This is a genomic window from Pseudobutyrivibrio sp. MD2005, assembly GCF_000621865.1.
Classification (GTDB): Bacteria; Bacillota; Clostridia; order Lachnospirales; family Lachnospiraceae; genus Pseudobutyrivibrio.
In genome coordinates this window covers 1-21817 of the sequence record NZ_JHXE01000024.1, presented here as the reverse complement: position 1 = coordinate 21817, position 21817 = coordinate 1, and the positions used below count along the sequence as shown (strand labels likewise).

Below are 21817 nucleotides of genomic sequence, written 5' to 3'. Positions count from 1 at the left end.
CAATAGATAAAATTAATTATTATTCTCAATCCTCACTAACGTTTTCTATCTGAAAGAACGGCAATGAGGATGACAATTCCCTTTACAACTGACTGATAATAAGATGAAACACCAAGGATATTTAATCCGTTATTTAATACCGCAATGATAAGTACGCCTACGAATGTTCCCCATATTCTTCCTCGGCCACCATTCATACTTGTTCCACCAAGTGCTACAGATGCGATTGCATCCAATTCATAGCCATCACCTAATGTAGGCTGAGCTGATGCAAGTCTTGATAACAAAATCAATCCAGAAAGTGCAGCCATGCCGCCTGAAATTGCATATGTAATAAGCTTTGTCTTGTTAATGTTTACACCTGATAATTTGGCTGATGTTGCATTACTTCCTGTTGCGTAAATTCTTCTTCCAAATACAGTTTTTTGTAGGACAAATAAAAATACTAAGAATACAACTACGAATAAAATTACTGGAAATGGAATACCGAATAAATTGCCTTTTCCAACAAATTTTAATAAAAAGCTGTTTCCTAAACCAGAAATAGGCTTTCCATCCATGAAAATCATTGTTATTCCTCTAAACACTGTCATTGTAATAAGAGTAGCAATGAATGGCTGTAATCTTCCTTTTGTTACAAGAAGTCCACTTATCACTCCGCAACCAACACCGATAGCCAGCGCTAATATCATCGCAAGGCCAACAGGCACTCCAGACTTAATAAAGTAAGCACAAAATGCTGTTGATAATGCTAGTGTTGAACCAACTGATAAATCAATTCCACCTGTCAAAATTACACATGTCATACCAAAAGCTATAAATCCATTGATAGATGATTGTCTAACTAATGACATAAAGTTGTCGATTGTTCTAAACTGAGGGCTGATTGCGCTAATAACAATTATGAGTGCAATTAAAGCAATCAACGCTCCTAAATCCTGTATCTTATTAATAACCTTCTTACTTTCCATTGTTTTGGCCTCCTGTGGCGAGAATCATAACATTTTCCTGATTAGCTTCTTCCTTACCGATGAATCCACCAATTTTTCCTTCGTTTATTACCATCACTCTATCTGACATACCAAGTATCTCTGGCAATTCTGAAGATACCATGATTATGGCTACACCCTGGGCAGCTAAATCATTAATAATAGAGTAGATTTCCTTCTTGGCGCCAATATCAACGCCTCTTGTTGGCTCATCTAGAATTAGAACTTTAGGATTAGTGAAAATCCATTTTGCAAATACTACCTTTTGTTGATTACCACCACTAAGTTCATTGCAGCTATGTTCTGGGCCAGTACATCTTATTTTTAGATCCTCGATGCCCTTTTTAACCATTTCATTTTCAGCTTTACGATTAAGTACACCATTTTTTGAGATGCTTCCCAAATTAGTTATGGCAATATTTTTCATGATACTTTCTTCCAACATCAGGCCTTCAGTCTTTCTATCCTCTGTAATAAAGCCTATGCCGTTTCTCATAGCATGCTCTGGAGTTTTATTGTGTACTTCTTTTCCTTCAATATATATATGTCCGGAAACGTTTGGCATATTTCCAAATATTGATTGCATTATCTCTGTTCTACCAGCGCCCATCAATCCTGCAACTCCGAGCACTTCGCCAGCATGAACATTAAAATTGATATCCTTAAACACTCCTGGGCAATTCAAGTCTTTGACTTCAAATACTATGTCGCCAACTTTCACATCTCTCTCTGGATAGCGTTCCCCAATTTCACGGCCAATCATCATCTTGACCACTTCAGTCATATCAGTCTCACTAATCTGTCTTGTACCTATATATTGGCCATCTCTAAGGATTGTGATTCTATCGCATAACTCAAATATTTCTTCCATTCTGTGGGAAATATATACGATGGATACGCCCTTTTCTTTCAGGGATCTTACTACCTTAAATAGTACTTCTGTTTCCTTTTGAGTAAGGGCTGCTGTTGGCTCATCCATGATAATTACTTTTGCATCCACCATCAGGGCTTTCGCAATTTCTATCATCTGCTGCTGGCCGATAGACAGCATATCCATATTTTCCCCTGGCTTAATATCTACACCAAGCACATCCAGGATTCTTTTAACTTCTTTTCGCATTGCAGCTTTGTCACACACACCAAATCTATTTACTATTTCTTTTCCAAGAAACATATTCTCTTCAACTGTCATATCAAAGAGTACATTTAGCTCTTGATGGATAAAAACAATGCCTGCTTTTTCTGCTTCCTGAGGATTTTTGTAGCAAACTTCATTGCCATCAACGTATATTTCACCGGCATCCTTTGTGTAAACACCTGTTAATATTTTCATCAGTGTGGATTTTCCTGCACCGTTTTCCCCCATCAGTGCATGAATCTCACCATCATCTAGCTCAAATCCTGCATTCTGCAAAACAGGATTTCCACCAAACGATTTGTTGATTCCACTCATTTTAATTTTCATGTTTTGCCCCCTAACCAAATATGCAACCAGACTGAAGAATTATGTTTGCATATGGAGTTGTTTCTCCAGTACGTATAACAGCTTTACAATCATTAGTAAGTGCCTTGAGCTCAGAATGTGAAACATATTCAACCTCCACTTTGAAACCTGTTTCATATTCTTTCAAAAAATTAAGTACTTCTTCAAGCACTTTTGGATTTTGTTCTTTTATTTCTTCTGCAAGAATTACTTTCTCAATTTTCATATCAGCCCCTATTTCTTTAAGAACTTCCATGAATTTTGGTACTCCAAATTTTAATGATAAATCAATTCTTTCTACTTCATCTGGAATTGGCAATCCACAGTCACCTATACAAATTCGATCTGTGTGCCCCATATATGACAGCACTCTCGAAATATCACTGTTTAATATTCCCTGTCTTTTCATTTATTTCCCCTCCAATTCTGCTTCTACTTCTTTGATTGTAGGCATACCACCTTGGGCTCCCATCTTTTCAATTGAAAGGCCCGCTGCAGTGTTTGCAAAAACTAATGCATCTCTCATTGATTTATTATCTGAAATTCTGACAGCAAATGCCCCATTCAGTGTATCACCTGCCCCTGTAGTATCTACGACATTGCTTTTACGGCATGGAACAGAAAGTAATTCTCCAGATTTCAGACAAGTTAATACACCTTTGCTTCCCTGAGTGATTATTAGTTTTTCTGGATAGGCCTTTACAAGCTCCTCTGTTGAAATATCATTACCGAAGATGAGCTTAGCCTCATGCTCATTTGGCGTAAGATATGTTACCTTATCAACTATTGCCTTTGGCACATCCGCTGCTGGTGCAGGATTTAGCACTGTAGGTATTCCTTTTTCCGAACAAATCTCAATTATGTAATGAACTGTATCTAATGGAATCTCGTGCTGAAGTACCACCATATCATACTTAAACAGCTCATCCTTTATATCATCTACATACTGCTTATCTACCTCACCGTTTGCGCCTGCAACTACAATAATTGTATTATCATTTTCACCAACAGTGATTATTGCAATGCCAGTAGGAACTCCATCTACCACCTTAATATAGTTGGTATCAATCCCCTCGGATTTAAGATTATCCACCAGCTTTCTTCCGTTGTCATCATTTCCAACGCAACCAAACATTGCTACCTCGGCTCCAAGTCTTGCCATTGCCACAGCTTGATTAGCGCCCTTGCCCCCAGGAATATACTGTAAATCTGAGCCTCTAAGGGTCTCCCCTTTCAGTGGGATTCTCTCAGCAAGTACAGTTTGATCCATATTTATACTTCCAACTACTGCTATTTTCAAATCTCTACTTCCTTTCTCCCTTATCAAGGTATACTTGAAACAGGTTTCTGAAACGCGTTTCATTTGATGAAATGATAGTACCAATCCTACACATTACTGTCAATAATTTTTGTAACTTTTTACCATTTCAATAAACTTTTGTCTGAAATTTTAGTCAATATTTCTGATTTACTGACGCCCTTCTGCGATATTTCTACTCAGGCGTCACCCTCGACTTTGTCAATAAATAACACATCACATATCTCCAAATAGAAAAAAGCTGCCACAAAAAATGTGACAGCTTTTATCAGTATCTCTACTGATTAATTATGTGTACATAATTATTATCGGAGATTACCTGTAAAATGAAAGGCTCTTCATAAATAAACCACAGTAAATTTTGCAGATGCCTTTCAAATGCCGAATTTATAAGACTTGTTTTATTCAAGGCAAGTCTATAGTTCATTCTTGCTACTTTAAAAGTTATTTAACTAGAAAGAGTTTTGCTTTGCAAAACTCTAGCAGTGCGAGCCGGCAATTGCTGTAAGCAATTATCTTCCTATGCCGGCGAGACACATCCTTCAAGCGCAGCTTGTTTTTACTTTATAGGAATTACAGAGTAATTTCTATAAAGTAAAAAAATAAGCGGCCAATGGCCGCTTAAAGGGAGAATGATTGTCATAATTATTGGGAACTTTGTCTCAAAACAATTATGAATAATATGAAAAAGTTTATCGCTCTTGCGATGATGTAATAATACTACCTTTTTCTGTTTTGTAGCTGTGGCTTATGTGATGGTTAACTGAATTATTTAGCAAGCACAACTGCACTATCCTTATAAGATGTGCCAGTGTATTCATGCTTAAAATGAACAACCTCTCTATTTACAGAAGGTGTGATAAACTTACCATCCACATTTATTACAAGCTCTATATTCTCATCATACTGACTTAATGTCTCAATAAAATCCTTAATTCTCATTTTATTCCTCCACTTTGAAACGTTATAAAAATTGTTCTGTTTTAAAATCTAAGTCAGAATATCACGCTTCTCTATGGATGTCAACAAGAATTAAGGATTATTAAGTATCTTTATAAGTGCACCCTCTAATTAATTGAGAAATCGATTGTATCTACAACCTCTTTCAATGTCTTTGCAGACTCTTGCAAAGCCTTTATCTCTTCCTCATCAAGAGATATTGGTACCTTTGTCTCTAATCCATCTGCACCTACAACTGCTGGCATAGAAAGACAAATATCTTCAATACCATACTCACCATGCATCATAGATGATACTGATAAAATTGATCTCTCGTCACGTACAATAACTTCGCAAATACGCTTAACCGCAACAGCTACACCATAATATGTAGCATGCTTTCTCTTAATAATTTCATATGCCGCATTCTTTACACGCTCAGCAATTGCCTTCTCAGATTCTTCGTGATTGAAATGACCTCTCATTTCGCAGAAATCATTTACAGGAATTCCTGAAACATTTGCACTTGAGAAAGCTGCTATTTCACTATCGCCATGCTCACCTATAATAAAAGCATGTACTGAACGGCTATCAATTCCAAGATGCTCACCAAGCTCGGTCTTTAATCTGGCAGAATCAAGAACTGTACCTGAACCGATTACTCGATTTTCTGGCAAGCCTGAAAGTTTAAGTGCTGTAAGAGTTAAGATATCAACTGGATTCGCTACAATTAATAGAATTCCACCAAAATCTCTCTTTGCGATTTCAGGAATAATTGATTTGAATATGCCAACATTCTTATGCACCAAATCAAGTCTGGTCTCGCCTGGCTTTTGGCCTGCGCCAGCAGTAACAACTACAATAGCTGCATCTGCAACATCATCATAGTTACCTGCATAAATCTTAATAGGCTTGGTAAATGGAGTACCATGACTGATATCCATAGCCTCACCTTCTGCTTTTTCAAAATCTGCATCAATCAGCACCATCTCTGAAAACAAACTGCTCTGAGACAATGCAAATGCAGTAGCTGAACCAACAAATCCTGCTCCTATTATCGCTACCTTTCTTGGGTTTACTTCTACTGCCATTTAAATTCCTCCTATTGCTTAATTGCTTAATTTATATCCTAGCTCAGGGCTTTTATCAGCTCTTCGAGCTTGGCTTTGCTATCATCATTTAAAGTAGATTTAATACTTACCACTGGCTCAACAAATTCCATGTTTTTCATTGGCTCAAGTATTGCCTTCATGCACTTTGCTGCCTGTGGAGCCCATGTTCCATTCTCGACAAAGGCTACCTTACGATTCTGATATGCTTTAGCTGTAAGATGATGTAAGAAATCCTGCATTGGTGGGAATAATCCTCCATCATATGTACATGCGCAGCACACCATCTTATCATAGTAAAATGCTCTGGCAACCGCTTCAGACATAGAATCTCTACATATATCAACAAACTCTGTCTTTACGCCAGCCTGCTGCAACTTCTCACTTAGCTTAAGGGCTGCTGCCTTTGTATTGCCATGAATAGAAGCTGATACAACAAGCACGCCTTCCTCTTCAGGCTTATAGCTGCTCCATATATCATATAGATTAATATAGTAACCTAAATTTTCTGTCAAAATCGGTCCATGCAATGGGCAAATTGTCTGGATATCAAGATTTGCCGCCTTTTTCAACAATCCCTGAACTGAAGCGCCATACTTACCAACAATATTAAGATAGTATCTACGTGCCTCATCTATCCATGGTTCGTCAACATCTAATGCGCCAAATTTTCCGAATCCATCAGCTGAGAACAACACCTTTTCTTTTGATTCATACTCAACCATTACCTCTGGCCAGTGAACCATAGGTGCCATTACAAATGTAAGCTCATGTTCACCAAGTGAGAGCTTATCTCCTTCTGCTACAACCTGCTTTTTTTCATCAAATAGACTAGGGGCCATAAACTGTCCCATCATTGTAAATGTCTTGGCATTTCCAACAACTGTGACGTCAGGATATTTTTCTAAAAACGCCTTAATAGAACCTGCGTGATCTGGCTCCATGTGGGAAACCACTAAATAATCCGGCTTACGACCAGCCAATTCACAATCCAAATTGTTAAGCCATTCATCTGTGACACGAGGATCAGCTGTATCCATAACAGCCACCTTATCATCCAAAATCACGTATGAATTATAAGATACGCCATTAGGAACCGGATACTGGCTCTCAAATAAATCGATTGTCTTGTCATTACATCCTATGTACTTTATTGCCTCTGAAAAATTCACATTCATGTCTAGCCCTCCTTTTACTCCTCTTTTATATTAACAAATATCAGTTATCCACACTAGCGAACAATCGGTGAATTTTTCTCATTAGGACTTTGTACTAAAAAAAGACCTTGGCAATAACGCCAAGGCCTTGATAAATTCTAATTATTTAGAGAGTCTCTGTACGATTGAGTCAAGAGTCTCACGAGGTACTGTACCGTCTCGATATAATTGATTAATCGTGCTCTCGCTTCCAAGAAGAGCTGTAGCATCTAGCCAAGTTCCCTTCTGAAACTCCTCGTCAAATACAGCAAATATTTTTCGATTTTGTAAAAGCTCTGAAAGCGGGTATTCTCTATAATCCATAATTAAACCCTTGAGAGGTACTCTCCTGTTCTAGTATCAATCTTAATTGTCTCACCATTTTCTACGAAAAGTGGAACGTAAACAACAGCACCTGTTTCAACTGTAGCTGGCTTTGTAGCACCTGTAGCTGTATCACCCTTGAAACCTGGCTCTGTATCTGTAATCTGAAGCTCTACGAACATTGGTGGCTCAACTGAGAAGATTGAACCATTGTGAGAAAGCATCTTAACGATTTCATTCTCCTTAACGAACTTAAGAGCGTCACCAATCTGATCTGCTGTAAGAGCAACCTGATCATATGTCTCAACATCCATGAAGTTGTAAAGCTCACCGTCGTTGTAAAGATACTGCATATCCTTACGATCGATACGTGCTGCTGGGAACTTCTCTGTAGGACGGAAAGATGTTTCTGTAACACCACCGTTCTTAATATTCTTAAGCTTAGTACGAACGAAAGCTGCACCCTTACCTGGCTTTACATGCTGAAATTCAATAACCTGATAAACCTGATTGTCCATCTCGATTGTCATACCGTTTCTAAAATCACCGGCTGTAATCATTATAAAATCCTCCTTATACGCACGAGGCTTGACGCCCTCATACTAACTATGTTACCTCTTCATTGGCATATAGCCACTCGTATACATGATTTTACCTCAATCTAATGGAATTTTCAATAACCACTTTACCAGATTCTGAGTTTTAACCAACTGTTTTGTTAATTGTTACCTTTAAGGAGTGGTCTGAGTGGTTGATAAATGAGGATAGTAATTAATGCTGTTATTAAATCTTTTACAAATGTGAATGGAACATTGAAATATAAAATTCCTTTTGCCATTGTGTCTATGTTCATAAATGGGAAAAATGTATCAGCAACGCCCTTATAGATTTCCATAATAGCTGCTTCTGGCATGATAAACTTGTAATAAAGTGGATAAATAACATATACATTTGATGGATATGACATAATAGTCATAACTAGCAATCCAACAAAAACTGCAATGATTGCATTTTTCTTTGTCTTTTTAAGCTGATATATAATTCCAGCTGGTACTACAAGAGCAGTGCACAAAATAAAATTTGATAATTCTCCAATTCCGCCTGACTGAGTAACTGGAAGATGTAATAAATTCTTTATCAAGCTAACTAACAAACCGTAAACTGGACCAAGTGAAAATGATGCCAATAAAGCTGGTAAATCAGATACATCAAGCTTTAAAAAGAATGGTACGAATGGGACCGACAAATCCAAATACATTAATACAAAGCCTACGGCAGATAGCATCGCAGTTACTGTCATTTTTCTTACATTCACTCTTTTCACTCCCATATTTGTTCCTGTGTAATTTGTTGTATCCATAGTCAATGGACCTCCTATTAGTTTTTTTGATTTAGGAAGTCTTCGGAATTGATTGCATGCAATCAAAAAGCCCTGAGATTAACTCAGGGCATATCATCCAATAAACATTTTATGTCTATCTTCTTCCATCCAGACTATACTGTCGGTACTGGAATCTCACCAGTTCAGCTAATACGCTCGCGGACTTTACCGCCGGTCAGGAATTGAAGGAATATCCTTCGCACCTTGCCCTGAAGATTTCCTATTTGATTGAGTACAATATACTACATTTAATTCTTATTTACAATAGTCATTACTTTTAAATGTAGAAAAAATCAATTCTACCTGCCATTACCTCACTGCTGCAATCTCTTCTTCCAGCCAATCCACTACTTCATCTAATCCCTCACCAGTCTTTCCACTGATAAAGAAAATCTTTGCATTAGGATTAAGCTTGAGTATTCTCTCAGTTACTTTCTCTTTACTGAAATCAAAGTAGTCTAGTGTATCTATCTTGTTAATCAAAACCACATCACTTACTTCAAACATAAGTGGATATTTAAGCGGCTTATCGTCCCCCTCTGGGACTGATAGTAGCATAAGATTTTTGTTAGCACCAACATCGAACTCTGCCGGACACACGAGATTGCCTATGTTCTCCAGAATTAACAAATCCAAATCTGTAGTGTCATACTCTTTTAGAGCTCGTTTAGTCATATCTGCATCGATGTGACATAAACCCATGTTATGTATCTGTATAGACTCTACCCCTGTAGCATCAGCTACGCGTTGCGCATCAATGCTAGATTCTATATCAACATCCATCTCGCCAATTTTGTATTTACCCTTAAGCCTATTAATGATTGCTGATAGGGTTGTAGTCTTGCCTGAGCCTGGTCCAGACATAACGTTCAAGAAAAACGTTCCCTGGTTTTTCATCTGATTCCTGATACTCTCTGCAGCAGTATCATTCTCGGCAAAAACACTCTCACCTATTTCAATTACCTTAACCTCACCCATTGATCCATTCTCCTCAATTTTCTACTACAATTATATCAGTATTATAACAAAAAAACCGACGTAAAAACGTCGGTGAATATTCGGGGAGTGCGACCAAAGTTGCCCTTGGTCGCTGAGTTATGAAAAATTTGGTATTAGCTTTTCGCTAGTACGTTAAAGAATATAACATGATATACAAAATTACGCAATAGTTTTTTTCAAAATTTTTTCACAAAATTGTATTTTTTTGTTTCTAGTTTTTTTGCCGACAAAGCCCCATTTTTCAACACATTAGCACATTACCACACTAAATTACCCTTTTTATGGACATTTTATAATGGTAGTTCCTCCCTAATAAAATCGATAAATGCCTTAGATTCTTCAGAAATATTTCCTACTAAATTGCTTAAAACGCCAAATTCAATCACACCTCCGCAATTTTTTAAACGGAGTCCTGGCCTTATTCCCATGTCAAAACTATTAAAGCTATCCGCACTTAGATTTGCCAAATCATTTCTTTCCAAAAGGGCATGCATAACATAATCACTGTTTGTAATTACTGCAATCTCATCTTTTATGTTTACCTCTTCCCCCTCTTCCGTAAACCAAGTCCCATATTGCAGATACTCATCCCTCTCAGACTGAATAAATTTCAAATCATGTACATTATCAACAGATATATTATTCTTAACACTGTCATCTGGTTGAAAATAAATCATACCGTCTACTGATTTTAATTTTTCAAATCTTAAATTATATTTTTTCAACTCATACTCAAATTGAAGCTTTGTCTCAGGAAATACGTAGATAAATCCAACCTCATCTTCCATAAGTCGGATTCGTTTAATTATGTTTGAAGTGGTGTCTGCATGGATGCAGTAACAATTATTATCATCCTTATGAGATTCATAAAAATCAGAAAAGCAATTCGCAAGCCACGAACTATGATTCATACTAATCTTAATCATGTTTTTAGTGTCTTTCTGACTTTCATTTTCTAACTCTTGAAAATCAGCCACTAGCTTACTTGCCTTGATATGAAAACGGCTACCTTCTTCGGTAAGAGCAATGCCCTTACCTACTCTTTTGAATAACGAATAGCCCAATTCCTCCTCCAGTGCCCCAATAACTTTACTTACACTAGATTGAGTGGTGTACAGTATTTTCGCTGCTTCACTAAACGAACCAATATCAGCAGCAACAACAAAATATTTTAGCTGTTTTATCTCCATTATCGTCCCTCTATTTTATAGCTCTTAAACTGAACATTTTATCAGGTATGTAAAACTCGTCTCTCTCTTTGAATATTCTATCCCCAAAGCCACAGTCGTAATCTACTTTCGAAAAACCAATTTCTTCCAAAATATTCTTATCCCATTTAGGGCGATCAAGTGTACTAATTGTAAGCATATGATATATTTTGTGACATTCGTCTTTTAGACTATCAGAAATATCTTTATGTGCTACATTCTCCGAGCTTTTCAGATTATGTGCCCCTTTAGCATATTCTGCATCGAAATTTAGTAGTACTCCGCCTTGCTTTAGTACCCTATACCATTGCTTATATGCCTCAATAGGATGAGGTAATGTCCAGGTAAGATTTCTTGTTATGACCACATCAAAGGTGTCATCCTCAAATTCTGGCTGCTCTGCATCGCCTACCATTGCTTTAACATTCTTCGAGTCCAATTCGTATATACGAATCATTTCATTCGCCTTTTGAATCATTTCTTCTGTTAAATCTATCCCGGTAACATTATGCCCAAGCTTGCCTAAAATCACTTCAAAATAGCCCGTTCCACAGCCTACATCCAATATTTTTAGATGTTTGCTTTGCGGAATATTTTTTTGAATTTCATCTAGCCATCTTTTAGATTTTTCACTCTCTATTTCGTCATGTCTAAGTGTAAAAAAAGATTCAGCTCGTTTCGCCCAATAATTTTCTACTTTGTCTTTTATATCATTTGCTTCATCTTCGAAAGCGATATGGCGTAATTCTCCCATTTATAAATTCCTTTTCTAATCTAACCAATATAATTGGTTTTCTTCTCATATATTTTGCTTAATCTGCCTGCTTTTATAATAATAGCTCTTTCGCAAAACATTTCAACCAACGATAAATCGTGGCTTATAAAGATTATTGTAAGCCCTTCGTTATCATTCAATTCATCAAGTAAATCGATTATTTGTTTTTGAACAGTTACATCCAGTGAGCTTGTTGCTTCATCGCAAATTAGTATATCTGGCTCGGCAATAAGAGCCCTGGCAATAGCGGCACGTTGACATTGCCCTCCGCTGACCTGATGAGGATATTTCTTTGCAAGCTCAGGCTTAAGACCACACAAAGTAAAAGTTTTCGCAACCTTCTTTTGGATATCTTTTTTATCTATTCCTTTGTTTTTTAGGTATTCGCCAACACTATATTCTAGAGTTCGTCTTGGATTAAAGGATTCAACAGGATTTTGAAAAACCATTTGAATAGAGCCTTTGCGTTTAACTGTTCCCTTTGAAGCATCTAGCAGGCCCACTAATATCTGGGCCAATGTGCTTTTTCCACTTCCGGACTCTCCCACGATGCCCAAAGTCTCACCTTTAAAAACATCAAATGATATATCCTGCAAAGCCTCGGTTGTAACTTTTGAATTTCGCGTATATTCCTTGCATACATCTTTTAAACTAATGATAGCTTCCATTCTTCACTCCTGCTAGTAGGAACAGCTTCTATTAACTGTCTCGTATATTCTGCTTTAGGATTTTCCAATACCTGATTTTTAATTCCCTGTTCTACGACTTTTCCATCTTTTAAAACAATCACTTCGTCAGCTATTTCAGATACCACAGTCATATCATGTGTAACTATTATTATTGAAGTTCCGTAAGAATCTCTTATTCTCTTTAATTCGGCAAGCACCATTTTCTTTGCATTTTCATCGATAGCACTTGTTGGTTCATCTGCTAATAAAAGTGTTGGATTTAATAACATGGCAATAGCAATCCCAACTCTTTGATTCATTCCTCCTGATAACTCAAAAGGATAACTTTTCCAAAGTTTTTCAGGATCATTTAGATTCAGTTTATCAAATAATGCTAATGCCTCCTGCTTTATTTCATTTTTATCCTTTTTATAATGAGCCTTCACTGCCTCAATTATTTGTTGGCCGATTGTCCTAATAGGGCAGAATGCCCCAAGGGAATCTTGAAAAATCATTCCAATTTTCTTTCCCCTTATGGCTCTTAACTGTTTTTCGTTTTTCTCCAACAGATTTTCATTTTCAAATACTATATGCCCGTTTTTAATAGTGGCATCGGGGTTTAAAATCCCCATAACTGATTTTATTATGGTGGTTTTACCACTTCCTGATTCTCCAACTAAAGCAAGTATTCTCCCTTTATCCAAAGAAAAGCTTACATTACTGACTGCCACTTTTCCTTCATATTCTATGCTTATCGAATCATATTTAAAAATAGTGTCTGCCATAATGTAAGCTCTCCTAATTTTAATTTATATCTAAATCTGCTGTTAACTCATAGTAATCACAAGCATGAGCTGTGAGACCTGTAACATTAGCTTTGTAAATCATGCTCATGCGTAAGAACGAGCAAAATACGAATGCATCATCATCAAGTATCTGCTGCTGCATCTGAATTGCCAGCTCATTTCTCTTACTAACATCAAATGTGCTATTCATTTCTGTAGCCAGTTTTTCTAATTCTTCGTTAGAATAGCTTCCTCTATTCTTTGTTGAATCGCTAAGGCAATGTGTACTAAAGAAATACATCGGATCTCCGATTCCTGCAGTAACAAATGCTGCTGCATATACATCCCAACCTTCCTTTTCTGCAACAATTGTGCCATGATCAGCAGTGATATTTAACTGCACATCAATTCCTATATCTTTTAATGTAGCCTGAGCGCTTTCAGCTAGAAGTGGCAGTTCTTGACGGCTTGGATATGACACCCAATTAATTGTTAACTTCTTTCCGTCTTTTTCTCTGATTCCATCTCCATCTGTATCAGTCCATCCTGCATTTTCTAGGATTTCTTTTGCTTTTTCAGGATCATAACTCTTACCTTCAATGCCTTTTCCGAAAGGAAATGTATCTGGGAATGCACCATTTCCAACATATCCATATCCTGATAATAACGTATTTACGAAGGACTCCTTATCAATTCCTAAAGCAATTGCTTCGCGCACTGCAGGATCATTAATTATTTCAGAATTATAATTCATTTGCAGATAAAAAGCGCGGCTTGTTGCAGCACTTGTAAATCCATAATCTTCATTTTCAAAGAGTGGATAAGATGCATAGGCCATTCCGTACGCAGCATCGATGTCGCCATTTTGCAGTGACATTGCAAGAGTGTCGCCATCAGATATGGTAAGTACAGTAACCTCATCTATTTTTACATCGCCATTCCAATAGTTGTCATTTTTAACTAAATTTAAATGATCATCTGTAACAAGTTCAGTTGCAACAAATGGACCTGTACCTACTACAATGCCATCATCAGTTGTTTCTGAAACATCAATAATACATCCGTATGGGTCACATAAGTAGTTTATCAATGTTGGCTTTGGAGTAGTTGTTTTAATTGTAAGAGTTAAATCATCCGCCTCAATCGAATCAATTGCAAGGTCTCCCGCAGCTCTTTCATGTACCGCTATCAAATCCTCAATACAAGCTTTTACAGCTTCTGCATCACATGGCTTTCCATTTGAAAATGTCACTCCATCCTTAAGGGTAATCTTCCAAGTTAAATCATCTACATTCTCATATGAATCTGCCACCCATGGTTCTAGTTCCATGTTGTCATTAAACTTGAAAAGTGTCTCGCCAACACCATATCTAATGCATGCCCAACCACAATATGTATCATGTGGATTGATAGTCGCCTCTTCATTTTCTGCATTAAAAGTTGTGTCTCCAAGTATAAAAGTCTTTTTCCCATCATTTATGGCACTATCCTTATTTTGCGCTCCGCAGCCGATAAAGCCTGATAACGATATTGTTAATGCAAGCATCGTTGCTAATAGTTTTTTCATTTATCTTCCTCCTAATAATCATTTTTTATCTGTAATGTCTCTTACCATATCACCAAATAGATTAAACACTGCAACCGTTACAAATATCGCTATACCTGGAGATAACACTACCCAAGGATAGGTTTGAAGCATGCTTCTGCCGTTGCTCATCATATTTCCCCACTCGGCAACTGGAGGCTGAGCTCCCAATCCTAAGAAAGAAAGGCCTGCTATCTCCATCATCATAGTTCCTATATCAAGTGTTGCTGTAACAAGTATTGGGCCAATTATGTTTGGAATAATATGCCTAAAAATCAACTGCAATGAATTTGAGCCTGCGAGCTTTGCTGCCGCTATATAGGTTGAATCTTTTATTGAAAGAGTCAAACCTCTAGCAACTCTAGAATATTTTGGCCAGCTTATTATGGCTAATGCAATTATCGCATTTACGATACCTCCTCCCAGGATTGCAGCAATCGCAAGTGCAAACACAAGACCTGGAAATGCAAGACATAGGTCGGAAACTCTCATTATAATAGTATCTACTTTTCCTCCTATATATCCACAAAGTATCCCTATTATTGTGCCGAACACACTTATTATTAATACTAAACATAAGGTAGATAGTACGCTGACTTGTCCACCAATAATCACCCTTGAAAGCATATCTCTTCCATATGTATCTGTCCCCATAAGATGAGTTGCACTAGGTGCTTGATATGCAATCGATAAATCTTGCTGGTAAGGATCATAGGGACATATCGTATTTGCGAATATCGCCATAAAGATAATCACAATCACTAATGTACTAATTACACTAAATCTAATTTTATTTTTCATGACTCTTTTTCCCCCAATCTAATTCTTGGGTCCAAGAATCTGTATGATATATCTGTAATTAGATTTACTAATACATATATAATTGCCATCCACATTACATAGGCTTGTATCATTGGATAATCTCTCATGTTTATTGCATCGACCGCCAGTTTTCCTACACCATCCCACATAAAAATAGATTCAACGATGGCAGTTCCACCAAGCAAGCTTCCTATTGATAGTGCCAGTAAAGTGATTATAGTTACCAGAGATGACCTAAGAACGCTCCCCATAAGGGTAACCGAGAATTTTACACCTCTTGCCTTGGCTCCAATAATATAGTCTTTGCTGAGCTCATCAAGCACTGTGGTGCGCACCTGCCTCGTATATTTTGCCGACATCGCTATTGCTAAAGTAAGAGTGGGCATGACTACACTTGCGGCACTTACATCTTTAGATATGATTGGAAGCCATCTAAGCTTAATAGCAAGAATGTACATAAGCACTAATGACACAAAAAAATTAGGAAGACTGTTTCCTATAAAACTTAAAAACCGAATTATGTAATCTACGAATTTGTTGTGATGTACGGCTGCAATTATTCCTAGGGGAATTGATATAATAATCGTCAGGATAATTGATGTAAATGTTAATAACAATGTGGCAGGCAATTTGGAAATAAATGTTTCAAACACATTCTGTCCTGAAACATAACTTACTCCCATATCACCATGCAACAGATTATTTAGCCATCTAAAATATTGTATAAGAAATGGATCATCCAATCCCAGCTGCTCTTTAGCCATTGCAAGCTGATTTTCTGATATCACCTGCCCTGTATTAAGCATTTTCTGCTCCACCACATCGCTACCTGCCAGACGCATCATGGCAAATGAAAGAAATGTGATTGCAAATAATAATGGAATCAATTGGATGATTCTTTTTATAATATATTTCAAAAGAAGTCTCCTTTATTTTTCACTACTCATCTAATTTTATATTCAATTTGCGAATATCTCAATAAAGTTATATGCTGAAGATATTCCATTTTGCATCCATGATATTCCATTTAGGAATATAAATCCACATTGCTTTTCCTTCAAAAAAGTAGGGAGGCAAAAAGCCTCCCATATATTAATCTTAATTTAGTTGTCTATAAGTATTATAGCAACATCATTCACATTTGTACCTGTTGCTCCCGTAATAATTAAACCATCTACTTCTTTTAATGCATTATACGCATCATTGTTTTCAAGCACTTTATAAACATCTATATTTTTATTGTTCAATTCTTGAAGTGTGTCTGTATCGACATAGCCGCCAGCTGCATCAGTAGGTCCATCTGTGCCATCGCTACCAACCGATGCAATTGCTACACTATTTTCTAATCCAGAGATTTGCGTTGCAGCCCCCAGTGCTAATTCCTGGTTTCTTCCTCCCTTACCATTTCCTGTCAGGTGGACAACTGTTTCTCCCCCAGCAATATAAGCTTTTTTCTTTCCAGTTTTAACAGCAGATTTTGCTATGCTAGCCAAGAAGCTTCCTGCCTCTCTCGCCTCACAGCACAATTCATCTGTTAGAATTGTTGCTTCATATCCAAGGGTCTCACTGTATTTAGCTGCCGCTTTACAGAGTTCTCTTACCGAACCCATAATATGAGTTTCTACATTATCTAACTCTTTCGGTGTCTCCTGATTAAGCAACTCTAACGCCTTATTAGTCAGTTTAAGATTGTACTTTTTTACAATTGCATTTGCATCAGCACAAGTTGAAAAATCAGGATAAGCCGGACCGCTCGCTATCATATCAAGTGGATCACCTACAATATCACTGAGCACTATACTAAATATTTTTGCAGGAGCACATGCCTTAGCAAAACGACCACCTTTTACTTTGCTCAATCTTTTTCTTATAGTGTTCATCTCTACAATATCTGCACCACTTGCCAGTAATTGTTTTGTAATATCCTGAAGCTCTTCACCTGGGATTAAAGGTACTTCAAATAAAGCACTACCTCCTCCTGACAATAGAAAAATCACTGTATCATCCTCTGTTAAATCAGATACCATTTCAAGGGCCTTTTCTGTTGCTTTGAAACTATTATCATCCGGTATTGGATGCCCAGCCTCATAGCATTCTATTCCTTCTATTATCCCTTTTACATGCTCATATTTTGTTACGACGATACCTCTATCAACACGCTTTAGAGAATTCTTTGCCGCATTAGCCATCTGCCATGCTGCCTTACCTGTAGCAACTAAAACAATTTTTCCATTACCATACGAAAAGTTTTTTAAAGCTTTTTCAACAGCTTCATCTGGCAATACTTCTTTGATTGTGTTTGTAATAATAAAATCAATATCTTTTCTTAATTTTTTATTCATCAAAATTATCCTCTATTTAGAATTAATGCTATGTGCAAGCAGATGTTACACATAGCATTATTTAAACACAATGAAAAAATATAAATCTTAACTATAAAAACAAACTTAAAATTGCAATTTCAACTATAGACGCTACACCCATCAACAAAGATGCAACAGTCCATGACTTGTAGCCTCGCTCTGGTGTCATTCCACCAAAATTTGTTACTACCCAGAAATATGAATCATTTGCATGGGATACGGTCATTGCACCTGCTCCGATAGCCATACATACAAGTGTTATTTGAATTGGTGTTGTGAATCCTAATGCTGTAAGCAATGGACCCACAATACCTGCCGTTGTCGTTAGTGCAACTGTTGATGAACCCTGCGCAGACTTCAAAATCGCTGACAGGAAGAATGGGAAGAAAATGCCCATTGTCGACAATGCTCCTGCATGTATTGAGATATAGTTTACCATATCAGACGATGCAATCACTTTACCCAAAACACCACCTGCTGCGGTAATAAATAGAATCGGACCAGCTGTCTTTAATGTATCATTACATATATCATAAAACTCGTTTATTCTATTAGAGCTAGCTAGCTGTAATACAGCAAATACTGTACCAATAGACAACGCTATGATTGGTGTTCCTAAAAACTTACAAATATCAGCTGATGTACCTGCAATCTTTGCCATAGAAACGATTGATGACAAAGCCATCAGAATAATTGGAATAATGATAGGCGATAATGCCATAAAACTACTTGGTAATTTGCCATACTCAGCAACTAATTCTTCATAGCTCTTAGTTGCTTGAGTTATATCAAATTCATCTTTAGCCTTAATTGTTTTTCCAATGAGTTTAGCATAGGCATACGCTGCGATTAACGGAAAAATAGAGCATATTAAACCAACACCCATAACCAGCAACAGGTTATCTCCTATTCCAAGGGTGTTTGCCGCAGCAATTGGACCTGGTGTAGGTGGAATAAATACATGTGATGTAAATAAACCAGCTGCCAATCCAACTGTCATAGCAACAGAAGATGACGCCGTTCTTTTTACTAATGCTTTTCTAATTGGGTTTAAGATAACAAAACCAGAATCGCAAAATACTGGAATAGAAACAATCCATCCCATTAATTCCATGGCAAGGACGGGATGCCTTTTACCAACAATCTTGATTACAATATCTGCCAGCTTTAATGCTGCGCCTGTTTTTTCTAACAATGCACCTATCAGTGCACCTAGAATAATAACAATACCAATTGATGTAAATGTTCCTGAAAAGCCTTGACCTATTACCGTAGCTATTCCTGCTTTCGTAGTACCGTCTTCAAGCGTTACATCCACAATTGGTATGCCAGCGACCAATCCAAGCACAAGCGATACGCACATAATAGAAATAAATGGATGAACCTTAAGTTTTGAAATCATAACAATCATTAAAACGATTGCCAAAATAAAAATGATAATCAACGGAAATCCTGTCATGGCAATTCCCCCCCTTCTTTTTTGTTGCCTTCTATAACCATGATAGTACATATTAAAGGGGTTTTCTACAAACAATTACTCTACATAAATCTTTCCATTACCTCTGTAGTGTGCATAGAGAGGATGCCTGCTCCAAATGCTTCCATTATCTCAGTATAGCTATCATCGATAAACATTATCTCATCCATATTATAGCCATCACGTTCTGCAATCATCTGCATTATTAATACCTTTTTATGACGACTTTCAGTGGAAATCAAATCTCCATGATGCTCAAAAATACCTGGATAGCATTCTCTAAGTCTATTGTATTTTGAGTTGTATTCAAAAGAATTACTGCATTCTGTTAATCCATATATTTTCACACCTTGATTAAAGTGTAGGTCATCAATTAATTTTTTAACGCCTCTCGGTGCCTGGCATTTTATATATGCATTATTGTTTATATTGTATTTTAACCAATCATTGGAATCTTCAAATCCTACGATTCTTTTCCCCTCATCATTGTACATTTTTAAACATAATAAAGTGTTATCAACATCTCCAAATAAAACTTTGATTTTCTTAAGCTTTTCTTTCATTTCACTTCCTCCAATCTAGTTTTTTCTTCTTCCACTTTCGTACATTTCTTTTTCAAATGCCTCTGGATTTTTAAGATAATAGTCCTGATGTTCTTCTTCAGCTTTATAAAAGCTTTTGAACGGTTCTAAAGCAATATATACTTTCTTTTTTGTCTCAGCCTCTAAAGCCTTTATCTTATCTAATGCGATTTTTTTCTCTTCATCATTATTATAGTAAATTGCTAATGTATATGAAAAGCCTTTATCAATATACTGTCCTTCACCATCAAATGGATCAACATTTGCTAGATAGATATCCAGCAGCTTATCATAATCTACATTAGTAGGATCATAGGTAAGCTCGATAGTCTCTCTATGGCCTGTTTGCTGGGATTTTACCATTTCATATGTTGGATTTACTTCATCCCCTCCTGAATAACCGCATACAACATTATCTACTCCGTATATTTTATAAATTGGTGTTACACACCAAAAACATCCTCCTGCAAAATATGCTTTCATCTAATTTTCCTCCTTAATATTTAATAAAAAGAAAAAAGCTGTAAATCCTAAAAAGGATTTACAGCCGTTTAATAAGCGTGCGCGAGAGGATTCGAACCCCCGACACCTTGGTCCGTAGCCAAGTGCTCTATCCAGCTGAGCTACGCACACACATTATTATATTTCACTCAAAGAGTGAATGCCGTAGACCGGAATCGAACCGGTACGATGTCGCCACCACAGGATTTTAAGTCCTGCGCGTCTGCCAGTTCCGCCACTACGGCTTAGCCTAAAGGCTAATGGGACCTACAGGGCTCGAACCTGTGACCCCCTGCTTGTAAGGCAGATGCTCTCCCAGCTGAGCTAAGATCCCATAGTTGTAAACTGGAACGACCCCAGAGGGACTTGAACCCTCGACCTCCGCCGTGACAGGGCGGCGCTCTAACCAACTGAGCCATGAGGCCATATTATATTATGTAAGAAAGTGGACCCTCAGGGACTCGAACCCTGGACCGACCGGTTATGAGCCGGTTGCTCTAACCAACTGAGCTAAAGGTCCCTATTGTAAACAAGCAAGACCTTTATAAAAAAAATTGGCCTCTTTCTATTCAATAGAAAAAAGCCGATGATCGGACTCGAACCGATAACCTGCTGATTACAAATCAGCTGCTCTGCCAATTGAGCCACATCGGCTTATACTGTATGCCAAAAGGCAAGTGACTCCGACGGGAATTGAACCCGTGTTACCGCCGTGAAAGGGCGATGTCTTAACCGCTTGACCACGGAGCCAAACTGTTGTGTGATAGGCGCCTTTTTCTTCAGCGACTGAATCATAATATCATAATCCAAATGCTTTTGCAATAGATTTTGATTAACTCCCCAAGTAGGACTCGAACCTACGACAACTCGGTTAACAGCCGAGTGCTCTACCAACTGAGCTATTGAGGATTAGTAACAGCTACTAAATTTAACACTTAGTAACCTCAAAACTTCACACAGTAAATTTCAGAATTACATCCTGACTACATATTTCTTTTTTAGAATAAACCTTCGATCTATTAGTATTCATCAGCTGAATGTGTTACCACACTTACACCTTGAACCTATCTACCTTATCGTCTATAAGGGATCTTATTTCCTTGAAGGAAGGGGATATCTCATCTTGAGGGGGGCTTCACGCTTAGATGCCTTCAGCGTTTATCCCGTCCAGACTTGGCTACTCAGCTATGCCGTTGGTCGACAGCTGATACACCAGTGGTCCGTCCACCCCGGTCCTCTCGTACTAGGGGCAGCTCCTCTCAAATATCCTACGCCCGCGCCGGATAGGGACCGAACTGTCTCACGACGTTCTGA

Annotated in this window: 22 protein-coding genes, 8 tRNA genes, 1 rRNA gene and 1 riboswitch; all 31 genes read right to left on the bottom strand. The window is 37.4% G+C overall.

What is annotated here, in order from left to right; genetic code table 11:
• Positions 1–35 precede the first annotated feature (35 nt).
• The gene (locus tag T498_RS0109320) at positions 36–971 is read right to left on the bottom strand and encodes an ABC transporter permease (RefSeq protein WP_028235674.1); all 936 of its coding nucleotides are present in this window, start codon (positions 969–971) and stop codon (positions 36–38) included.
• A complete protein-coding gene (locus tag T498_RS0109315) occupies positions 961–2454 on the bottom strand; it encodes a sugar ABC transporter ATP-binding protein (RefSeq protein ID WP_028235673.1) in 1494 nt (497 codons plus the stop codon). The genes T498_RS0109320 and T498_RS0109315 overlap by 11 nt, the downstream gene beginning before the upstream one ends.
• A 10-nt stretch (positions 2455–2464) precedes the next feature.
• Entirely contained in the window at positions 2465–2881 is a 417-nt protein-coding gene (gene rbsD / locus T498_RS0109310) for a D-ribose pyranase (RefSeq protein ID WP_028235672.1), read from the bottom strand.
• Entirely contained in the window at positions 2882–3772 is an 891-nt protein-coding gene (rbsK, locus tag T498_RS0109305; RefSeq protein ID WP_028235671.1) for a ribokinase, read from the bottom strand.
• Between the two features lie 786 nt (positions 3773–4558).
• Complete coding sequence (locus T498_RS16775) at positions 4559–4732, bottom strand: hypothetical protein (protein WP_155951050.1); 174 nt, start codon at positions 4730–4732, stop codon at positions 4559–4561.
• 125 nt (positions 4733–4857) lie between these two features.
• Entirely contained in the window at positions 4858–5820 is a 963-nt protein-coding gene (locus tag T498_RS0109295) for an L-lactate dehydrogenase (RefSeq protein WP_028235670.1), read from the bottom strand.
• Positions 5821–5858: 38 nt separating this feature from the next.
• On the bottom strand, positions 5859–7016 hold the full coding sequence (locus tag T498_RS0109290) for an FprA family A-type flavoprotein (RefSeq protein WP_028235669.1): 1158 nt from the start codon (positions 7014–7016) through the stop codon (positions 5859–5861).
• A 141-nt stretch (positions 7017–7157) separates the two neighbouring features.
• The gene (locus tag T498_RS0109285; protein WP_028235668.1) at positions 7158–7358 is read right to left on the bottom strand and encodes a hypothetical protein; all 201 of its coding nucleotides are present in this window, start codon (positions 7356–7358) and stop codon (positions 7158–7160) included.
• 2 nt (positions 7359–7360) lie between these two features.
• Positions 7361–7918, bottom strand: a complete 558-nt coding sequence (gene efp / locus T498_RS0109280) for an elongation factor P (RefSeq protein WP_028235667.1) — start codon at positions 7916–7918, stop codon at positions 7361–7363.
• Positions 7919–8076: 158 nt separating this feature from the next.
• Positions 8077–8718, bottom strand: coding sequence for an ECF transporter S component (locus tag T498_RS0109275; RefSeq protein ID WP_028235666.1), 642 nt, complete (start codon positions 8716–8718; stop codon positions 8077–8079).
• 113 nt (positions 8719–8831) lie between these two features.
• A riboswitch (FMN riboswitch) is annotated at positions 8832–8960 on the bottom strand.
• An 88-nt stretch (positions 8961–9048) separates the two neighbouring features.
• Complete coding sequence (gene hypB, locus T498_RS0109270; protein ID WP_028235665.1) at positions 9049–9717, bottom strand: hydrogenase nickel incorporation protein HypB; 669 nt, start codon at positions 9715–9717, stop codon at positions 9049–9051.
• Positions 9718–10028: 311 nt separating this feature from the next.
• The gene (locus T498_RS0109265; protein ID WP_028235664.1) at positions 10029–10928 is read right to left on the bottom strand and encodes a LysR family transcriptional regulator; all 900 of its coding nucleotides are present in this window, start codon (positions 10926–10928) and stop codon (positions 10029–10031) included.
• A gap of 10 nt (positions 10929–10938) precedes the next feature.
• On the bottom strand, positions 10939–11700 hold the full coding sequence (locus tag T498_RS0109260) for a class I SAM-dependent methyltransferase (RefSeq protein ID WP_051524696.1): 762 nt from the start codon (positions 11698–11700) through the stop codon (positions 10939–10941).
• A gap of 20 nt (positions 11701–11720) precedes the next feature.
• Positions 11721–12389 (bottom strand): ABC transporter ATP-binding protein, encoded by a 669-nt coding sequence (locus T498_RS15460; RefSeq protein ID WP_051524695.1) that lies wholly within the window; start codon positions 12387–12389, stop codon positions 11721–11723.
• On the bottom strand, positions 12368–13174 hold the full coding sequence (locus T498_RS0109250; protein WP_028235662.1) for an ABC transporter ATP-binding protein: 807 nt from the start codon (positions 13172–13174) through the stop codon (positions 12368–12370). The genes T498_RS15460 and T498_RS0109250 overlap by 22 nt, the downstream gene beginning before the upstream one ends.
• Before the next feature lie 19 nt (positions 13175–13193).
• Positions 13194–14741 carry an ABC transporter substrate-binding protein gene (locus T498_RS0109245; protein WP_028235661.1) on the bottom strand — a complete coding sequence of 516 codons (1548 nt, stop codon included), beginning with the start codon at positions 14739–14741 and terminating at the stop codon, positions 13194–13196.
• A gap of 18 nt (positions 14742–14759) precedes the next feature.
• Entirely contained in the window at positions 14760–15560 is an 801-nt protein-coding gene (gene nikC / locus T498_RS0109240) for a nickel transporter permease (RefSeq protein ID WP_051524694.1), read from the bottom strand.
• Positions 15557–16498 (bottom strand): nickel ABC transporter permease, encoded by a 942-nt coding sequence (gene nikB / locus T498_RS0109235; protein WP_028235659.1) that lies wholly within the window; start codon positions 16496–16498, stop codon positions 15557–15559. Before nikB ends, nikC begins: the two co-directional genes overlap by 4 nt.
• Before the next feature lie 186 nt (positions 16499–16684).
• Positions 16685–17923 (bottom strand): glycerate kinase type-2 family protein, encoded by a 1239-nt coding sequence (locus T498_RS0109230; RefSeq protein WP_028235658.1) that lies wholly within the window; start codon positions 17921–17923, stop codon positions 16685–16687.
• Between the two features lie 91 nt (positions 17924–18014).
• Positions 18015–19403, bottom strand: a complete 1389-nt coding sequence (locus T498_RS0109225; protein ID WP_028235657.1) for a GntP family permease — start codon at positions 19401–19403, stop codon at positions 18015–18017.
• An 80-nt stretch (positions 19404–19483) separates the two neighbouring features.
• Entirely contained in the window at positions 19484–19984 is a 501-nt protein-coding gene (locus T498_RS0109220) for a hypothetical protein (protein ID WP_028235656.1), read from the bottom strand.
• Positions 19985–19999: 15 nt separating this feature from the next.
• A complete protein-coding gene (gene msrA, locus T498_RS0109215) occupies positions 20000–20485 on the bottom strand; it encodes a peptide-methionine (S)-S-oxide reductase MsrA (protein ID WP_028235655.1) in 486 nt (161 codons plus the stop codon).
• 76 nt (positions 20486–20561) lie between these two features.
• Positions 20562–20635: transfer RNA gene (locus T498_RS0109210), tRNA-Arg, on the bottom strand.
• A gap of 29 nt (positions 20636–20664) precedes the next feature.
• Positions 20665–20748: transfer RNA gene (locus T498_RS0109205), tRNA-Leu, on the bottom strand.
• Positions 20749–20764: 16 nt separating this feature from the next.
• Positions 20765–20837: transfer RNA gene (locus tag T498_RS0109200), tRNA-Val, on the bottom strand.
• A 17-nt stretch (positions 20838–20854) separates the two neighbouring features.
• Positions 20855–20928 (bottom strand) — tRNA-Asp (locus T498_RS0109195).
• A 21-nt stretch (positions 20929–20949) separates the two neighbouring features.
• A tRNA-Ile gene (locus T498_RS0109190) sits at positions 20950–21023 on the bottom strand.
• A gap of 61 nt (positions 21024–21084) precedes the next feature.
• A tRNA-Thr gene (locus T498_RS0109185) sits at positions 21085–21157 on the bottom strand.
• A 24-nt stretch (positions 21158–21181) separates the two neighbouring features.
• Positions 21182–21253: transfer RNA gene (locus T498_RS0109180), tRNA-Glu, on the bottom strand.
• Positions 21254–21339: 86 nt separating this feature from the next.
• Positions 21340–21412, bottom strand: a tRNA-Asn gene (locus tag T498_RS0109175).
• Positions 21413–21502: 90 nt separating this feature from the next.
• A 23S ribosomal RNA gene (locus tag T498_RS0109170) occupies positions 21503–21817 on the bottom strand; the annotation flags it as partial.